Raw genomic sequence first — 19,007 nt, forward strand, 5'->3', positions numbered from 1 at the left:
GCCCCACAGACCAAGACAGCTGACGACAGGGGCGTGGATGCGTATAATCTTTGCCATTCACCTTCAGCACACAAGAGCAGGTACACATGATCCACAGTATGACCGCCTACGCCCGACAAGAACTCAAGGGCGATTGGGGCAACGCGGTTTGGGAAATCCGCTCCGTCAACCAGCGCTATCTCGAAACCTACATTCGTATGCCTGAGCAGCTACGTAGCCTTGAGCCTGTGGTACGCGAGCGTTTTCGCAAGCGCCTAGCCCGCGGCAAAGTGGAATGCAACCTGCGCTTTGATACCTCACAAGCCAGCCAAGATAAGCTCACCATCAATGAAGCCCTGGCCAAGCAAGTGATTCACGCAGCGAAATGGGTGAAAGAGACTGCGGGCGAAGGCAACATCAATCCGTTTCAAGTCCTGAACTGGCCAGGGGTGATGGAAGCGCCGGAGCAAGACACCGACGAGCTACACCGCGCCTTATTGGCTGGCCTTGATGACGCGCTCGATGCCTTTATCGCCGCACGTGCCAGCGAAGGCGAGAACATGAAAGCCCTGATTGAGCAACGACTCGATGCGATTAACGCTGAAGTGATCAAAGTACGCGAAAAGATGCCCACCGTGATTGAGTGGCAGCGTGAACGTTTGACCACGCGCTTAGAAGAAGCACAAGTGGAACTCGACCCAGCCCGCGTTGAGCAAGAAATGGTGATGCTGGCGCAAAAAGTGGATGTAGCCGAAGAGCTTGACCGCTTAGACTCACACGTTYCAGAGGCGCGCAAAATCCTCAAAAAAGGCGGCGCCTGCGGCCGACGCTTGGACTTTATGATGCAAGAGTTCAACCGCGAAGCCAACACCCTCGCCTCTAAATCAATCAGCACCGAGATCACCGCCTCCGGCGTCGAACTCAAAGTGCTTATCGAACAAATGCGCGAGCAGATCCAAAATATTGAATAAATTCCATATCTAAACATAAACACCTTATAATCACTTAAAAACAGCACTTTATAGACAATTCAACTTCCATAGCATTACATAGCCAACCACCTTTACCCACCACTAAATGGTGGGTAATATGGTGGGTAATGAGATTATACTATCAGTAAGGTGGTGGGTAATCGTGTTGCGGGTATGGAGAATGCAATGGGAAAGCTAACGGTAAAAAAAGTTGACGCACTGATTAAAACAAGAGCTGAGAAGACTCAACGCTATGCTGACGGTGATGGCTTATACCTTGTTGTACCTGCCTCCGGTCTTCSAAGCTGGATGCTACGTTATACCTCAAACAAAAAGCGACGAGAGATGAGCCTCGGGAAGGTACGAGATGTATCGCTCCAGGATGCTCGATTAGACGCTGCCGCCAAGATGAAACAACTGCGGGATGGGTTCGATCCGCTATTGCAACGAAAACGAGTCCAACAAGTACAAATAAAAACAGTGAACGACCTTTTCGAAGATTGGTACCCCACTCTCGTTATACGTCTCAAATACCCCGATATTCCTAAACGCATCTACACAAAAGACATTGCGCCGCATATTGGTGAGATCTTACTCGACCAAGTCACAGCGCGAGATATCCGTTTTACTATTAATGCGATTACAAATTCCGGTAGACCAACAATCGCGAATGATGCATTAGGTTACTGTAAACAACTCTTTAACCATGCCATCAAACTCGATCTTATGAACGGCAACCCAGCGGCAGCTTTTACAGTAAGAGACGCTGGTGGTGTTGAGCACAGCAAGGATAGAGCCTTGACCCCAGAGGAACTAAACCAGTTTTTTTCTACGGCAAAGGCATATCAAACTAGTTTTGGTCGCGATAACTATCTCGCTTGTGCGTTATTGGTTTGCTTGGGGGTACGAAAATCAGAGCTATGTGAAGCGAAGTGGCAAGAGTTTGATTTAGAAGCGGGGGTATGGATGCTCCCTAAAGAGCGCAGTAAAACCGGCGTTGCGTTAGATATTCCTTTAGCGCCAGTGGTCGTTACCTGGTTAGAAGAGTTAAAAATCCGAGGTTGTGGTTCAGACTATGTATTTCCGAGCCGACGCGCCAGCAAGCGACCTCATATGGGCCCAGATACGCTCAATCGTGCGATTTCAAAATTATTCGGTAAAGAGCCAGGCAAAAAAAAACCTGCACCGAATGTAATGGGCGACATGCCACATTTTGCCGTGCACGACTTACGCCGTACATGCCGGACATTACTGGCACGACAAGGCACACCTGGTCACATTGCAGAACGATGCCTAAACCATAAACTCAAAGGCGTTGAAGGGATCTATGATCGGTATGATTACTTTGACGAGCGGAAAGAAGCACTTTCCGCTCTAGCGAATAGCTTACACTTGTAGTGGAAGCGCCAAATAAAGCAAAGCTTAAGCCGCCGAGGTAACGTCTGGGATAGCGCACCAATGGAGCGCTTTTTCAGAAGTTTGAAGACAGAATGGGTACCGACTTATGGTTACCATTCATTTTCGCAGGCTCAAGCGCAAATACTGGATTAACTATATAAACCAGTGGCCAGTTTATACACTTCATACTATTGCCTAGCTAATGTCAGCAAAGCGACTACTCTTTCGCTGCGCTGTGGCTTCAAATAGCCGCCCTCACGAGAGAACATCAGGAAATATATTCAGCACTTTTATGAACAAAAACGGTTACATAGTAGCACTGGATATATACATCAAGACGAGAGTGTTGCACTTCGCGGTTGAATCCGCGCGGCGTCAGTAATCCCACTCGTCATATGCCAGTGGGGTCTCGTTCAACTCATCCTTGCGCAGGCGCCAATCCGGCATGCAATGATCCATTAGCGCACGAAAGTGCTCGGTGTGGTGACGTTCCAACAGGTGCACCATTTCGTGCACGAGTATGTATTCCAGGCAGCGAGGCGACTTCTTGGCAAGCTCCAAGTTCAGCCAGACTCGCCTCGCTTCGATATTGCAGCTCCCCCAGCGGGTCTTCATTCGCTTGATACGACAGTCCGAAACCTTCACACCCACAACCGGCTCCCAGGTGGCGAGAAGTTCGGGAATGCGGGCTTTGATTTGGCGCCGGTACCAACGATCGAGCATCTCCTGCCGAGCGGCCCGGCCGGTATCTGGGCGGACTTGCAGCTCAAGGGTGCTGTTGTTGATCAAGCGTACTCGCGGATTGCCCGGTCGCTCCACAACGTTCAGGCGGTAACGCCTGCCCTGGAAATAGTGACTCTCACCGGTCACCATCTCCCGGACGGACTGGCGTGCCTGACGCACAAAGCCCTGTTGCTGACGGCGAATCCAGCCAAGGCGCGAAATAACGGCCAGCCGTACTGCCTCGTCGTCCAGGTATGAGGGCGCGGCCACCCGCACCCTGCCGTCCGGCGGATAAACGCCTAGGTGCAGGTTCTTGATCGTCTTACGGCGAATCTCCACGAAGATGCCGCTTACCTCAATATGACTGAGCTCAGTATTCATTTTGGTTTTTTACCAGCTCAAACACGGTATCCACGTCGGGGAGCTCAGTCTCATGCATCTGCGTCTCCAGCACCCTGGCGATGGCGTTACGTACCTCGCGCTCCTTGAATCGGTTGCCACGCCAGTTGTCTTTCTTGACTGACCGAACGGCATGGTCCAATGCGAGCACAATGTCGACCCGCGTTGTGGCTGTGTGGGTTTCACCATAAGGCGCCTGTGATTCAGCCACTGATGAAGAAACTGCCGCTCCCAGGTTATCGTAAAGAGCCCGCTGTGGCCGAGTTTTTATTTCACTGGGATAACGGTTCTGATCTTCCCGCCGGGCAGCCTGGCGCGTCAGTTCCACGATGCGGCGCAGGTACTCCTTGTACTCCAGAGCTTCCTGCCGACGCTGCTCGATCAGGGCGTCGAGCAGTTCCGACATCTTCTCGTAGTATTTCGGATTGACGGCCATCTCATCGATAATCAGCCGTCGGACGTTGTTCTCGATGGTCTCGGCCATCGCTTCGCGGTCGCCCATTATCGAGGTCGGCAGGCTGTTGACTGCGTCCTCGCCGCGCTCGACTACCAGCTCCACTAATGTCATGTCGTCGAAAGCAGAGAGCTTCTCGCTCTCGTCCGCCCGGATGTAGGTGTCCAACAGGTGCCGCATAGCCGGCTCGTACACCTTCATATCGATGTAGTCGCCGCTGGCTAGCTTCACCTCTTCCCGAACTTTTTCGTAGTGCTCGACTTCCGCTTTAATAGCCTCGGCCTCGGCCTCGCTGTAGCCGGCCTGTTGCATTTCGTTGGCCAAGTCGGCATAGGCACGCAGGAAGGCTCCAACGTGTTTATAAAGAGCCAGCCGCTTCGGCTCGTTGTCCTTCTGTACCTCAGGCGTGTCGCTGGGACCGACGAAATAGCGTCGATAGGCGGGGCTGTCCTTGGGCGGCTCCACCGCTTCACACAATGCTTTTACCGCTTCGCGGGTCTCTTCCAGCCGTTCCCGCGCTTTGTCTAATCGCTCCTCCAGCAAGCCTTCCACGTCATCCGCATCGAAGGCATCAAAGGCTCCACCCGTGTAGTCTTGAATCGACTGCTCCAGAGATTTGAACAGGTCCTTGTAGTCGACAATATAGCCAACTTCCTTGTCTTCCGTGTGCAGCCGATTGACCCGGCAGATGGCCTGAAACAGACCGTGGTCGCGCATCTGCTTGTCGATATAAAGATAGGTGGCCGGCGGCGCGTCGAAGCCGGTAAGCAACTTGTCCACCACGATCAGCAGCTTCATCTGGCCAGGCTCGTCGATAAAGCGCTTCTTCACTTCCTGCTCGAAGATCTCCACCTTGTTGACGACCGTGTCTTCCGGCTCGTTAAAGTGCTCGGCCAGCATACGGCGGTAGATGTCGTACTGGTGCAACTTCTCGGTTTCGCCCTCGCCGGTGGACTCACCCTTGATATCGGCGGTAGAGGGCATATAGGAGGTAACGATGGCGCACTTGCCCTTCAACTCGGTCTTCTCGAACATTTCGTATAAACGGCAAGCCGAGTAGATGCTGCCGGCTACTAGCATGGCGTTGCCGTGGCCACTCATTAGCCTATCACGGGTCGCCATGTCCCAGAGGATATCGGAGACGATTTTCTCCAGCCGATCCCGTGAACTAAGCACTTTCTGCAGCGTGCCCCAGCGCTTCTTGAGCTGGGCGCGGGCATAGTCGTTAAGGCCCTGAGTCTTGAGCTCAAACCACTGGTCAATCTTTGCCTGCGAAGTTACATGCTGGTCGATGTCCCGCGCTTCGTAGCGGAGATCCAGCACCACCCCGTCCTGCACCGCTTCGTCGAACTTGTAGCTATGGATGTAGGGGCCGAAGACTTCGATGCTCTTGCGTTTATCCTGCTTCAATAGCGGCGTGCCGGTGAAGCCAATCATCAGGGCATCCGGCAGCAGAGTTTTCATCGCCTCGTGCAGCTTGCCGGACTGGGTTCGATGGCACTCGTCCACAAACACGAACAAATTGCCCTTGGCCGAAAAATCTTTGGGTAAATGGCTGCGGATGTCTTTGAGGAAGGCATCCACATCACCTTCCTCGGACGTCCCGAACTTGTGAATCAGCGAGGCGATGAGCCACTCGTCGCTACGATTAAGCACGTCAATCAAGTCGGCGCCGCTCCGGGTACGGTGGATCTGCTCGTCCACGCCCTTGAAGACCTTCTCGATCTGCTCGTCCAACTCTGTGCGGTCAGTGATTACCAGCACACGGGCGTCCTGCACGTTTTCGCGAATCCATTTCGCCAACCACACCATAGTCAGTGACTTGCCGCTGCCCTGGGTATGCCATAGAATGCCACCCTGACGACGCTGCACATGATCCTGCGCAGCACGCACGCCGAAGAACTGATTGTGGCGGCAGGTCTTTTTGATACCCGCGTCGAAGACCATGAAGTCGTGAATGACTTCGAGCAATCGGGCTTTACTGCACATCCAACCCAATTGGGATTCGAGCTTCGATTCAGTACCAGCATTCCAGGGAGACAGATGCTTCGGCTCCACCGGCGTTTGCGGTGACCAATCAGGGTTCTGCTCTTCCCACTCCATCCAGAATTTTTCGGGGGTCTCGATCACCCCATAGCGCAGTCCCTCAGTGGGATTGCCAGCCATTACCAACTGCGCGGTGGCGAAAAACGATTGGATAAACTCGGGTTTCTGGTTGTCCAGGCTCTGGCGGATACCTTCCGCCACCGCCACAGTGGAGCGCTTGAGCTCCAGAACGCCCAAGGCGATGCCGTTGACGTAGAGCACTACATCCGGGCGTTTGATATTCGCCCCGGCCACCGTAACCTCCTCGGCCACGGAGAAGTCATTGTTCCCGGGATTGTCCCAGTCGATCAGCCAGACGGTGACCGTCTGCTCCTGCACCGACGGCTTGACGTGGACTCCGTAACGCAGCTTCTCGTAGACAGCGCGGTTGGCGTCATAAAGCGTCTTGCTGCCCGAAATCGCCGCCGCCTGATCCAGCTCGCGCAGGGCGCGATTGATCACCCGCTCCTCATGGCCCTGCCGTGCCAGCCAGTCGCGCAGCAGGTCTTCCTCGATATTGCGGTTGCCATCCCGGTCCTTCCAGTCGCCCAGGTAGCGGTAACCCAGCTCATCCTGGAAGAAGCGCAGCACCTGCTGCTGGGTGAGGCGTTCGCGCGCACCAACCTGACTCATCCCTCGACCTCCATATCACCCATTTGCTTCTCGAAGGCCTGGCGCACCAGCCCCATCACATAGGGCAGATCGTCCAGTGAACTCAGCCCAATCTCAACATTGCCGCTCCCCCAGCGGCCGAGATTCGTCACATCTTTCGCCAACTGCTTCGGGTCATGCAGCTCATGAAATGCCATGTTGAGCGAGAGGCGCAGCCGGCTCTTCTGCGGGACCACATCCACAAAATTCGTTTCAGCCTTGAAGGCGATATAGAGCTTGCGAACTTCTTCGGTCACCCCCGGATCAAGCGCCAGCAGCTCCTTGCGCAAGGATTCGAACAGCTCCCGCATGGGCGCGCCTTCCACGAGTTGCGGGTGATCGTCCAGGCTATAGGCCGCTTGACGTGCTTTCTCGGACCGATAAGCTGAAAGCACATCCTCGCTCAGACGCGGCGCCTGCCAGACATTTGCGGCGACAGTAGCCAATCGCTCGGCACGCTCTTTTATCGTGGTCTCGTTCCAGGTTTCCAACGCACCCAGCCCTTGGTTGACGCGCAATGGGCTCTCCTTGAAGCCGCCCTTCATATCCCGCTTGGCGGCAAAAGGCCGGTCGCTGTACTCGGCGTTGTAGCCGGTCAGGGTCAGGTTGCCCAGCGTGTGCAACCAGGTCTCCTGAATACGTTGCCAGTCTTCGCCCAAGGCGTGCTGCCATTCTGGAGACAGGTTCTCGTTCTGCGGCAGGATATGCTCGATAGTGTATTCGTCCACCGGCACCCGTTCCTTTCTGTCGTGATTTTCCAACCGACGCAACCAATAGCTGCGGCTGCGGAAGTTGTACAGATCCCGCGTCATCAACTCGCGTCGGAACTCCTCGTCCCGCGGAAAACGGCGATACGACGGAAGGTTCAACAAGTGCGCCTGGATGCTCTCAAGATAGCGGTCCTTCTTGAGCGCCCGACCAAAGGTGGCAAATGTCTTGTTGAGGGAATTGGTGGGAATAGCGCACACAGCGCGGCGGAACACATATCCCTCCACTAGCCGAACGGCAGCGGCGAAGTCCTCCCGCTGCAGCAAGCTGGCCTTATAATCCTCGTACAACTCCAGCAGAAAGGGATAGGCGACATCCACCTTCAGCTCGCGCAAGTCCCGAAAGGCTTCTGCAAGTAGCTTGTCGCTTTCCTTACCAAGCGCCATGGCACAGTAATAGCCCGAAAACGCATGGATTTCGGCGACCAGCGCGTCGACACCCCGCTCGACCTGTTTTGGCGCTCGGGCGAATGCCTTGAAGGCCTCGTAGACATCGCCGATCTTCGGGATCTCGCCCGTACGCACGGTCAGATAATGGCGCATGAACCAGTCGAAATGGGCACCGTATCCCTCCTGGCCAAAGTCCAGCTCCATCGGGCGCCAATGGTCTTGATAGAGCTGACGTTGGTGCTCGGGCTCCAGCCCCATAAGAACAAAGTTGCGTATAAGGTCCGCCTGACTCAGCTCCCGGCCAGTCGAGTTCATGCTTTCGAAGATGAGCTGGGGGTTGTCCTGGTCACGGCTCAGGGCTATATCGACGATCATTAACTTCGCTAGTCCACGGCACAACGGACCCAAATCGTCAAGGCGCTTTACGCGCTGCTCGAACCATTCAAAGTTTTCCTTGATGCGCAGAGAACCCTCCGGCGGGAGCGGCTTCTGCCGAAAGAGCGCCAGCAGGCTCTCCTTGTCCGTCTCGGTGAGCAGCAGCTTGAAGCCACGCTCCCCCTCCTCAAGCGGATTCAGCAGGTAATAGTTGCGCAACTTCTTCGCCGAAAAACCTTCGATCGGCTCATCGTCGCCAAGATGGCGACAGAGCGCCTCGATCATCAACATCGCCGTCGTCAGCCGTTGCTGGCCATCAATGACCAACAACGGCGACTGGCTAGACACCTGATACAAGCCCTGCTCGATGTAAACGATAGAGCCGATGAAATGAGCACTGATGGCATCGTTCGTACCGGCACGGAGTACATCATCCCAGAGTTGCCGGCACTGCGGCTCCGTCCAGGAATAGGTACGCTGGTAGATTGGGATAATGAACTGCGGCGATTTCTTAAGGAAATCGAGCATCTTGGCTTCCGTTGCCTTCATACAGTTGCCTCCTTTGATGACTCTGGCTCCACGAGCCGCACCCGCCCGGTGAGGAGCTGCTGCATCATGCCCTGCTTGATTTGGCGGGCCTTGGCGCGCCGGCGCTCCAGGGATTCGATTTCGGTGTCCATGTCGGACAGGACGGTGGCGATGGCGGTTTGTTCTTCGAGAGACGGAAACGGTAGTTTCAGTCGTTTAACATCGCCGCTACTAATCGCTGGATAGTTGGACCCGGCAATTATTCTATCAATTTGCCGATTAACCTCGGATCCAAACAGATGTGCATAGACATAGCCTGAATTGGCGAACTGTGTATTACACCGCACAACTGCGAACCCTGTCGAACAGACCGGATTAGGCAAGCCGCCATCAAAGTAATAATGTGACTGGAGATTTGGGCGCACTGTAGATACCAGAATGTCCCCACTACGCAGCACTCGCCGCGCTCTTGATGGCGAAGTGGCAAACCTCTCGACAGAAAAACCCAACAGTCGTCCCTGTTCTACCTGCTCAAGGGAGATATAGTTAAAAGTGAAAGTAGGTGGCGTGCTGGAACCGAGATTTTCGGGATCGATCTCGGCGACATCCCCCAACCGCTTCGTCTCCCACTCGCCTGTGAAGCCGGGCAGGCGGGTCTGGCCGGTGAGGAGTTGTTGCATGGCGGCCTGTTTGATGGCGCGCTTTTTGGCGATCAGGCGGTCGAGGGATTCGATCAGCGCGTCCGCGTCCGACAGGGCGGTGGCAATAGCGCGTTGCTCATCAGTTGAAGGCAAAGGAAGTCTTAGCTTTCTGAAGGTCGTAGTCGGTTGTGCAATTGCTGGCACTCCCGTATGACCTTTTCCTTCCAGTAGTTTTTGCGATCCTTTCTCGGAGAGAAAATAGATGGTTACCCACTGAGGAAGAACAGAAGAATCAAATCTAGCTCTGAACTGACTCTGGGAAATTACATACTCAGCGAACTCGGAGTCGCATGGGATATATGAAACCTGACCAATCGTACCTCGATGAGTGACAACAATATCGCCGCGACGAGCAACGGCCTTTTTTAGGCTTTTTGCTTTTGACTCCGTGACAAATTTTGAGAAATCGTCCAACAGCCTCTCTTGTCTGACATTGAAGCCGTCCAACACAGGGACTCCCTCGTTTACGAAATTCGAAACTTTGATGTCAGACCCGAAAGGTCCCATTGAAATATCGGATAGCAATTGCGATATCTCGGCACAATCCCAATCCTCCGGAATCACCCCCACCTCGGTCCGCTTATACCCGGGCGGCACATCCTCAGCACTTGCCGTCCCGGTCTCCAACGGATAGCCGGGCGACTCATTCCGAACGGCCTGCTTTTCCACTGCCTCGCTGCGCTCAGCCATCGACCCGCACCCCCATCTGTTTCAGGTGGCCAGTGACTCGGGTGGCTAGCGTCTCCACCTCGCGCTCGATATCTGGCAGTGGCTCGGCGTAGCGCTCCTCCAGCTCGCGCACGCGGCCGGCAAGCTGGTTAGTGATGCGCTCGACTTCCGATTCGGTGGCGGCGCGGATGTCGGCCAGCCATTTGTCGTCCACGGCGAGCTGCTTGATCTCGTCCTCGGTGAGATCAAAGTAGCGAGCCAAGACGGCCTGGTCGAGCTCGGCCTGGGCATCTTTCAGTCGGCTTTCTGCCGTTGGAATCTCTGTCGTGAGACTTAAATAACGGCGCAGAACAATTACGTCTTTTACTTCCGGCACGTCGTTAACGCTATTAACCAACTCTTCCACGGTTTGCTTGGCCGTCTTCTGCTTCTGTGTGAGTGTTTTCTTAGCTCCTGCAACCGCCTCTATAGCGTCAAACAAATTTTGAAGTACGTTGCGCTCGACGCTCTCCGTTTCAGACAATCGCTTTAGTTGATCCTTAAGGTTTTTCTTGGTCACTTTGCCCTGTTTGCCTAACAACGGTGAGACGTAGGGAACATGACCGGGGTCTTCCTCAATCGCTTTCCTTTCGACCTCGTTGTCTTCCAATTCTTTCTGCGCATCCCTCAAGCCTTGAACAACATCGGGTCGACAGCTTTCTAACAGTAAAGCTTCATAGCTGGATAGTCGGTCTTCAACGTCAGTTTTCGTGGGCTTCTTATTTCCGTCGCGGATCTCGAACAACGGAGCGTCTTCATCTCCATATTCTTCTTCCATTTCCTCTAGTTGCCGCTGAAGCTCCTCAACGTTGGTCTTTAATGCTTCAATTTCGTTTGTCTGATCCTCAAAATAGCGGGCGATGACGAGTTCGGGCGGAATTAGGTCGAGCTTGTATTTTTTCGCCTTCTTACCTCTACCGACGGTCAGATCTGGCTCTTCCTTGATCTTGCGCTCCTTGTTCTCTATCACGCCTCGAGGCCGGGCCGCTTCGACCCAGTTCTCGGCGGCGATAAGGTAGACATCGTCCTGCATGACATCCGCCCAGTAGTCCATCAGGCGCTGATAGACGGCGTAGCGATCCAGCAGGGGCACATCAGTGAAGCGTTGCAGCAGGTCCTCGGACAGGCCATATATCACTTTGCGGGGCTTATCACCCGCTTGCAGGGCCCAAAGATCCGAGCGATGGGCCGTCTGCCAGTCGTCGGTGACGCCCGACACACGCTCGGCGAAGGCCATGAACGCGGCGTGATCCAGCACGGTGGGCTTAACTTCTTGGGTTTCGACCTTCGCTTCCAGATAACCGGCCCGATCGCTGTCTCGAAATAGCGCCTTGCGCAGTCCGGGCAGCACGGACCAGTAAGGCTCGAGCGCGTCCACGTCGCGCTCGGGGATGCCCCCTTTCAGGTGCGCACTGAGATCATGCTGGTCCTCCGCCTCGCCGGCGTCGATGTAGCGCGGGATGTTGAGGTTGTAGTTATTGGCTTCAGAGGCAATCTCGGCCAAAGGCACTCGGCGAGCGTAGCCCGGCAATTCGCGTTGGTGGTTGAACACGTCCACGATTTTGTGGATGTCACGCGATCGCAGTCGGTTCTTGTTGCCGTCCTTTATGAATTCGCGGCTGGCATCACACATGAAGATGTGCTCGCGGCTATTCGCATGCTCCTTGTCGATGACCAGGATGCAAGCCGGGATTCCGGTGCCGTAGAAGAGGTTGGCCGGCAAGCCGATGATGCCCTTGATCAGCCCGCGCTGTATCAGGTTGCGGCGGATGTCGGCCTCCTTGTGGCCGCGAAAGAGCACGCCGTGGGGCAGGATGATGGCGCCCTTGCCGGTGGACTTGAGCGACTTGATGAAATGCAGCAGAAAAGCGTAGTCACCGTTCTTGGCCGGCGGGATGCCGTATTCAAAGCGGCCGAACTCATCGTTGGCCGGATCCAGGCCGTTGGTCCAGGATTTGGCGGAAAACGGCGGATTGGCCACGGCGTAATCGAAGGTCTTGAGGCTGCCTTCGTCAGAGTGTGACGCGTTCTTAAAATAAGGGCGCGAGAGAGTGTTATCTTGCCAAATCTCGGCGGTAGGGTAGTCGTGCAGGATCATGTTCATCTTGGCCAGGGCCCAGGTGGCGTTATCGTTTTCCTGGCCGTAGATGCTCATCCCTTGTGGGGCCTCATAGGCGGCACGTAACAGCAGCGACCCGGACCCGCAGGCCGGGTCATACAGAGTCTCGTCCTGAAGAGTATCCGGCCCGATGCCCACCACCTGGGCAATCACCCGGGAAACCTCGCCCGGGGTGTAGAACTGGCCCTTACTCTTCCCGGATTCGGTGGCGAAGTGGCGCATCAGGTATTCGTAGGCGTCGCCCAGCAGGTCATCGCCGTCGGCGCGGTTGGCGCCCAGATCGAGCTGATCGAAGATGCCAACGAGCTTGGAGAGCCGGTCCTGCATGTCCTTACCGGAGCCGAGTTTTGTTTCTTCGTTGAAATCCGCCTGGTCGATGACGCCTTTAAGGTCGTTGGCTTCGGCGAGCCTGCCAATGATCTTGTTGATCTTGTCGCCGATCTCCTTGTCGCCCTTGAGGGCCACCATGTCGGCAAAGCTGCCGCCCTCGGGGACCTCGATGAGCGAGTCCTTCTTGTCGCTGACGTACTTCATGAACAGCAGCGTCAGAACATAGTCCTTGTACTGAGAGGCGTCCATGCCGCCGCGCAGCTCGTCGCAGGACTGCCAGAGGGAGCTGTAGAGTTGGGATTTTTTTATTGCCATTGAGTATCCGTTTTCTATTTGAGAGTTTGGGAGTTGCGACCTTTGCGCGTAACATTGTATACCCAATTAACTTTAAGATGCATGATTGAACATCTTAAAGTTATCGTTGATGCGAGACGTTAAAGACCCTGCAATATCAGGTAGAGTCGCAGTAAAGAATTGGTCAATCGCTTGTTCCAAATCCTGCTTGGTTTTGAGGTAGAGATTATTCCTTGCATGCTCATTCATGATCCCCCATAACCGCTCTATCGGGTTAAGGTTTGGGCGATAAGATGGAAGGTAATGCAGATCAATATTGAGGCGACTACGACACCCCGTTGTCTCTATTGCTTTATTTTGTCCTGTGCGTATCCAACCTTGTGTCACTTGTGTTGTTTGAGTCGGATGAACAGCATCTATAAAAAATGTTTTCATCTGTTCCGCAGCGTGATTTAAGCGCTTCATTGGCTTCAACAAATCCGTATTGCTTAGCCTCATCGCCAATGTTTGAGGGGCGAACGGGCAAACGACCCCCTGAGCTACCATTCTCGGGATTGAGTATTTCAGCAATAGCGTAGTCTTCAAAGTGACGCCGTACCTTTGTTCCATAAATACACCGTGCTTGAGAAATCATCGCTGTGCTCCAACCTTCAGATGCGAGTAGCACTGCCTTGATACGATCGCGCACTCGCCCATATCACAGATGATCTCATGTTGACGGCCGAGTTTACGCTTCTGCTGTTTGTTTAGAGCCACTTTCATGATAAGAATCATGATCCTGTTTTTACGTAAAATCAATCATCTTCCTTGATCAAGGTTATATCTCTCTCCTCTATCCTTGCCATCACCCACTCTTCAACTTCACTCTCCAACCAGGCCTTACGCTTACCCATCACAGAGATGTTTTTGGGGAAGTCGCCTTCTTTCATCAAGTTGTAGATGCTACTGCTGCACAGTGAGGTCTTTTCCATAACTTGTTGTAGTTTTAAAAGCTTCATGATTGGTCCTTGTTAGGTAGTTCAACTCATAACAAGTCCCCATGCGTTAATTTTTACCTTGATTAGCCTTTGGGGTATCCGCTCCCTTAACCAACCTGATTTCAGATATATGTCATCGATACGCATAGCCACATCAATCACTTAAAGGAGACTCCCTATGCGTACATCACACACTCCCCTGTTTACCCCTGCAGACAACTACCCTGCCCATCAGCCCTCTGAGTTGAATCAGCTCCTAGAGCACGCGGCAGAAGCACTGGCACAAAAGTACAAACGCGAGGGCACTTTCACGAGCCCTAACAACGTGATGGAATACTTAAAGCTCAAACTCGGCGCGTACGATCGTGAAGTGTTTGCGTTGATGCTGCTGGATAACCAACACCGGCTGATCCAGTTCGATATCCTGTTCTTTGGCACCATTGATGCCGCGTCTATCTATCCACGCGAAGTGGCGAAAGCGGCACTGAGTCACAATGCAGCCGCCGTAATCTTTGCGCACAACCATCCATCGGGGATTGCCGAGCCATCACAAGCAGACCGTCACATCACTGACAAATTGATCAAAGCGTTGGGCCTTATTGATGTTCGCGTTTTAGATCATGTGGTTGTCGGTGAAGACTGTGTGTCTTTCGCCGAGCGAGGCTGGATCCCAGTCGTGTAGCGGCTTCACAGCCCATTTTTACACGTCACACATGCACACAGGCAGCGATACCTTTCCCTGCTTCTCATTATGTTAAAACGGGAAGCAGCCAACCCAGGCGCAACAAGGGTCCGGCTGTCGCTGCCGTGCTGTGCTTCTCAAAACCTCCATCTGTGAAGAAAAAAGGAAGTAAGCCATGTCAGAAGTTCAAGCCATCAAAGATGCTGAGACTGTTCAGCTTATCGGCCACCTATTGAGTATTCGTTATCATCGCCAAATGGCCGACGTCTGGTATATCGGGTTAAACCTGGCGTTACGTATCTCCGATCTGCTTGCGATTCGGTTCGACGATATCCACGGTGACCGGTTGCGAATCAAAGAGCGTAAGACAGGTAAGATTGCTGATATCCAGCTCAACCCGAAAACACTGGCGCGCATTGAAAAGATACGGGCAGACCATCCTGACCACGTCTACCTGTTTCAATCTCACCGCTGTCAGCAGATTAAGCAGTTGCCACCTAAACCGCTCTCTCGGCGCGCTGTTACTCTCGCTTTCCAACAGGTCGGGCAAGAGCTCAACCTCTCGTTAGGGACGCACTCAATGCGAAAAACACGCGGTTATATGCTGTATCAAGCTACAAAAGATATTGGTCGGGTGATGAAAATGCTGCGCCATACCTCAGAAGGCATCACGCTTCGTTATATTGGTATTACACAGGAGGATGTCGACAATGATTTTATTGCCTTAGAGATATGAGGTAAGGCCGCACCATGACAGTACGGCCGACGGGATTTTAAATATATATCATCAATAAAAAACGATTATGCACGATTTACTTGGTGCTAGAACCAAAGCAACGAAACCCCTCGTTGCGACGCTTGGTTCTTTTTTTGGCTAAATAGCTTAGTCGATAGAATATATCTTTATACTCCTGCTCAGCGCGCTCAGAGCTCTCAGGACGACCGTGAAGGTAGTAAATGCTATTATCAGGGATATGCACTAACCCCATCGCTTGATGGTTACACAGGCCGATTGCCTTCGCCCAGGCACGGACAATGATATTATATAAACCATCACCGCATTCGACGTTCTCAAACTTCCCCCAGCAATAAAACCTATCCTTATTTAAAACCAACGCGAAATGATAATGATCGTTGTGTGAATGATTACGCTCCCTTGCCCAAGCATATCGCACCTTACAACGATGCACCCGCTTACCCTTCGCTCGCTTCTCACACTCTTGCTTTGCCATTTCTAATTCAATAGCTCGAATAAATCGTTTAATCGTGCCTTTTTTCCATCGCTCGAAAGAGAGGGCCTCATCACGCTTCAGAAAGTCATCAGACTCATCAGTAGCTGGAAACCTTAAGTCAAGACGAGCAACAGTGAGGTTATTATAGTCCTGATAACCATCAGCTAACATATTGCGTATTTTCTCTAAGTAACGTGCCTTAGATTCATTGATAGGTAGAAGGATAGGAAAGTCTTTGTAGGTATGTGTGTCCATCTCATGCTCCTCTGTGAGTACTACAAAGGAACACTGGTTATATTATTTTTTACCTTATCTTCTTTACTGGTAATGGGTATATGAAGAGAAGAGCGAATACGTATATTACTATACCGACAACACCCCCTCCCACTGTGACCATGTCACCCACCAGCCAACCTAGCCTCTCCCTCTGTGACCGACGAACTGAGTATGTGGAAGTTATGAACCCTATCTAAAGGCATAAAAACCCAGTTTCAGAGCGGTTTCTATGGGTATACCCCTTTAATAAAATCACTTCAAAACCACTATAAAGTTAGCATAAAACCACGATAAACACTCTGTAAAACCACGAGACATTTGTCATAAAACCACGATAAATACTACACAGTAATACTTTAGTAATGTACGATATAGGGCATATTTTGTTACAAGGTAATGGTAATGAGTCTTCGCATAAAGAAAACTAAACCCCTCAAACCACAGTTGAAAATACGCTCATCAAAGGAGCGGATGTTTTACATTAATTACTTGCAAGAAAACCTAGGAATAAAAAAGGGTTCATTGCTGGAGGATCCAGCTCTCACATTCAAAAGAGCAGATAAAAAAATAGCGAGAGAGAGGGGATTCTGACCTTGCTAAAAAAATGAAGAAAGCGTTCATCAACAGCAGAAAAGAAAACGGCGCTCTCGATTGGGTAAAAGAAGCTGAGCCAAGGTTTCTATATTGGGCTTTAACTTTTATGAAAAAACATAAAGAGGATATCCATGAAGCTTTGTCGCCACCTATGCTTATAGACCGACCTAACAGAGTAGGAAGAAAAATAAAAACGATATCAGAAAAAGAACTCAATGACCTATCCTTAGACATAAAAAGAATAAGAGAGGAGATTGAAAACAGCTTTATCTTCTCTGAAATGAGTAACACGGAAGTTGAGGATGTCAAAAAACTCCTGGTAGAGGAATGGCTAGAGATAGAGAGTGACAAGCGGATAGTGAAATGGATCACTGATAACGAGATCCAAATTGAATGGGCTTGGGATTATCTGACTTATCAACATTTTTTCAGAGATAGACTGCTCAGGTTCTTAGCGAAGAGTGATAAGAAACAGGCGCTAATAACAGGCTTTGACTTACTGAGCGAGAACTTAGACAAAAAGGACTTGCTCATCTTAAATATGAAAAGGGCTTGGAGCCAAAAGAAGTTCAGAGATAAGAAGAGCGGCAAAAAGCCTTACAGCATCAGCTTAACTGAAACAGCAAAGGGAATGCTCGACGAGCTAGCCGATAGAAAAGGAATGCGTATCAACGAGCTTGTAGAGACATTGATTCGTGAAGAAGGTGAACGGTACGGTTTTGAAATAAAAGACTGACACAGAGCGTTTGGGATGATGATGCGTTTGAGCATGAAGAGGCTGGCTCTCGCTGCCAGCCTTAAAAGCCCCTGCTAACTTGTTTTGGCCGATGGTAACGGGTGAACATCCTCCTGCGTTAAAGACAGCAACTTGTCACCCCAAGCCTCTAAGACGTCCCGCTGTTCATCGAGATAATCATAGTGGTTGTACACCCTAAGCATCCCTGGTAGCTGGTGGCCAACAGTCTTTTCAATGACAACAATGACTAGCCCCATTTCGCTACAAAATATGCCACCTCACCAAGAGGTGGGTAACATGGTGGGTAACAATCGATATTCAAGAGAGAAGCCATCATAAATAACTGATAAATAGCAATATTTAAATAAAACCCACATTCAGATCCAGAATATTGAATAATCACTAAATAATCGTTTAAGTGTGATACAGCCAGAGCCCATTTTAAGAATGGGCTTTGTTGTTTCTTGAGAGCTGCCATGCTCGTCGCTACGAGTGACATCTCTAATACAGCTATTTGCCTTTTTTGAGCGCAGCCTTGAGCGCAGCAATGTTGACCTTTTCGCCCTCAGCCTCTTTTAAACGACGGCGCTGTTCTGCGAAATGTTCAAACTCCAATTTCGCCTTATCATTGGCTGCTTTTTTGGATATTTTTCCGGCACCGCTTAGAACCTCTCGGTCGTTAAAACTTAAGAACTGATCCAGTTTATCCGCCCAATCTTGCAAGAAAACCTGTTTTCGGCGAAGAGCTTGGTCTTCAGCAAAGTCAAGCCACATATTAACAATACGATTCAGTTCCTTGATTTCGTTCTCACGCAGATAGTTTTTGGCAACGGTCACGTCTGTCCTGCGTACTTCGTCACCTTTATAACTGGTTAACCCCATGTCTGGTTTACTGGCATCCACACGGCTAGCGATAAGCTCAGCAGCGGTCATATGCGTACAAGCATAATGCAGTTTATTCTGAATGATTTGAAAAAAACGATTAGTCTCCTGATTGGATGGCTCATAGTCCGCCGCCATTGTGAAGATCTCTTTCACCCTCAGATAAACTCGTCGTTCGCTGGCTCTAATGTCGCGAATGCGTTCCAGCATCTCATCAAAATAGTCTGGAACAGCAGACGACCCAACAGGCGGATTTTTTAAGCGCTCGTCATCCATTACGAAGCCTTTAATGAGGTATTCTTGGAGCGTTTGCGTAGCCCATTGGCGAAATTGAGTACCACGTTGTGAGCGAACTCGATAGCCCACCGCCAGAATAGCCTCCAAATTGTAATGATCGATTTCGCGAGATACTTGGCGACTCCCCTCCAATCGAACTATCCGGAATTTCCGGATGGTTGCACTTTGAGCAAGCTCGCCTTCCTTGTAAATATTGACCAAGTGTTCATTAATCGTACGAATATCTTTATCGTACAGCTCCGCCATTACAGCCTGAGAAAGCCATAATGTATCGGATTCAAAACGGCACTCAACACGAGTTTGACCGTCTGCACTCGTGAAGAGAACAAACTCTCCTTGTGGAGCTTGAGGGATATGCTCTGTCATTCATTTCACCTTCTGCATCATTGATAGAACACGCTTATTCACACCATTGCTTCTTGGTAGACTTTTTCGACCTCAGCAAACGTAGTCACACTC

The 19,007-nt window shown here is 51.6% G+C and carries 13 protein-coding genes and 3 pseudogenes; 6 read left to right on the top strand and 10 right to left on the bottom strand.

Annotated features, from left to right (window positions below):
* Nucleotides 1-86: 86 nt before the first annotated feature.
* From BZG13_RS06315 to BZG13_RS15180, 3 genes and pseudogenes are all read left to right on the top strand, one after another.
* A complete protein-coding gene (locus tag BZG13_RS06315) occupies nt 87-950 on the top strand; it encodes a YicC/YloC family endoribonuclease (protein ID WP_077485878.1) in 864 nt (287 codons plus the stop codon).
* 186 nt (nt 951-1,136) lie between these two features.
* Nucleotides 1,137-2,348 carry a tyrosine-type recombinase/integrase gene (locus BZG13_RS06320; RefSeq protein ID WP_077485880.1) on the top strand — a complete coding sequence of 404 codons (1,212 nt, stop codon included), beginning with the start codon at nt 1,137-1,139 and terminating at the stop codon, nt 2,346-2,348.
* Nucleotides 2,349-2,492, top strand: a pseudogene (locus BZG13_RS15180) (IS3 family transposase); the annotation flags it as partial.
* A 231-nt stretch (nt 2,493-2,723) separates the two neighbouring features.
* Here the strand turns inward: BZG13_RS15180 and BZG13_RS06325 are convergent.
* The 7 genes and pseudogenes from BZG13_RS06325 to BZG13_RS06355 form a co-directional block, all read right to left on the bottom strand.
* Nucleotides 2,724-3,452 carry a M48 family metallopeptidase gene (locus BZG13_RS06325; RefSeq protein WP_077485882.1) on the bottom strand — a complete coding sequence of 243 codons (729 nt, stop codon included), beginning with the start codon at nt 3,450-3,452 and terminating at the stop codon, nt 2,724-2,726.
* The gene (locus tag BZG13_RS06330) at nt 3,442-6,642 is read right to left on the bottom strand and encodes a type I restriction endonuclease subunit R (protein ID WP_077485884.1); all 3,201 of its coding nucleotides are present in this window, start codon (nt 6,640-6,642) and stop codon (nt 3,442-3,444) included. The genes BZG13_RS06325 and BZG13_RS06330 overlap by 11 nt, the downstream gene beginning before the upstream one ends.
* Complete coding sequence (locus BZG13_RS06335; protein ID WP_077485886.1) at nt 6,639-8,741, bottom strand: GmrSD restriction endonuclease domain-containing protein; 2,103 nt, start codon at nt 8,739-8,741, stop codon at nt 6,639-6,641. Before BZG13_RS06335 ends, BZG13_RS06330 begins: the two co-directional genes overlap by 4 nt.
* On the bottom strand, nt 8,738-10,111 hold the full coding sequence (locus BZG13_RS06340) for a restriction endonuclease subunit S (protein ID WP_077485888.1): 1,374 nt from the start codon (nt 10,109-10,111) through the stop codon (nt 8,738-8,740). The genes BZG13_RS06335 and BZG13_RS06340 overlap by 4 nt, the downstream gene beginning before the upstream one ends.
* Nucleotides 10,104-12,893: a type I restriction-modification system subunit M gene (locus BZG13_RS06345; protein ID WP_077485890.1), complete on the bottom strand. Its 2,790-nt coding sequence runs from the start codon at nt 12,891-12,893 to the stop codon at nt 10,104-10,106. Before BZG13_RS06345 ends, BZG13_RS06340 begins: the two co-directional genes overlap by 8 nt.
* A 72-nt stretch (nt 12,894-12,965) precedes the next feature.
* Nucleotides 12,966-13,634 (bottom strand): annotated as a pseudogene (locus BZG13_RS06350) (transposase).
* 32 nt (nt 13,635-13,666) lie between these two features.
* Nucleotides 13,667-13,870, bottom strand: a complete 204-nt coding sequence (locus BZG13_RS06355; protein ID WP_077485892.1) for an AlpA family phage regulatory protein — start codon at nt 13,868-13,870, stop codon at nt 13,667-13,669.
* Nucleotides 13,871-14,027: 157 nt separating this feature from the next.
* On the opposite strand from BZG13_RS06355, the gene radC reads away from it, so the two are divergent.
* A complete protein-coding gene (gene radC / locus BZG13_RS06360) occupies nt 14,028-14,531 on the top strand; it encodes a RadC family protein (protein ID WP_021024425.1) in 504 nt (167 codons plus the stop codon).
* 175 nt (nt 14,532-14,706) lie between these two features.
* Nucleotides 14,707-15,267 (top strand): tyrosine-type recombinase/integrase, encoded by a 561-nt coding sequence (locus BZG13_RS06365; protein WP_021024426.1) that lies wholly within the window; start codon nt 14,707-14,709, stop codon nt 15,265-15,267.
* A gap of 76 nt (nt 15,268-15,343) precedes the next feature.
* Here BZG13_RS06365 and BZG13_RS06370 read toward each other — a convergent pair whose 3' ends face one another.
* The gene (locus BZG13_RS06370) at nt 15,344-16,018 is read right to left on the bottom strand and encodes an inovirus Gp2 family protein (protein ID WP_077485894.1); all 675 of its coding nucleotides are present in this window, start codon (nt 16,016-16,018) and stop codon (nt 15,344-15,346) included.
* Nucleotides 16,019-16,643: 625 nt separating this feature from the next.
* Between BZG13_RS06370 and BZG13_RS06380 the strand changes: the two genes are divergently transcribed.
* Nucleotides 16,644-17,369: a hypothetical protein gene (locus BZG13_RS06380; RefSeq protein ID WP_077485898.1), complete on the top strand. Its 726-nt coding sequence runs from the start codon at nt 16,644-16,646 to the stop codon at nt 17,367-17,369.
* Between the two features lie 74 nt (nt 17,370-17,443).
* On the opposite strand, the pseudogene BZG13_RS15440 reads toward BZG13_RS06380, so the two are convergent.
* Together BZG13_RS15440 and BZG13_RS06395 are read right to left on the bottom strand one after the other, a co-directional pair.
* Nucleotides 17,444-17,635 (bottom strand): annotated as a pseudogene (locus BZG13_RS15440) (tyrosine-type recombinase/integrase); the annotation flags it as partial.
* Between the two features lie 244 nt (nt 17,636-17,879).
* Nucleotides 17,880-18,914, bottom strand: coding sequence for a virulence RhuM family protein (locus tag BZG13_RS06395; protein ID WP_077455053.1), 1,035 nt, complete (start codon nt 18,912-18,914; stop codon nt 17,880-17,882).
* Nucleotides 18,915-19,007 lie beyond the last annotated feature (93 nt).

The organism is Salinivibrio sp. ML323, from assembly GCF_001995745.1.
GTDB classification, from domain to species: domain Bacteria; phylum Pseudomonadota; class Gammaproteobacteria; order Enterobacterales; family Vibrionaceae; genus Salinivibrio; species Salinivibrio kushneri.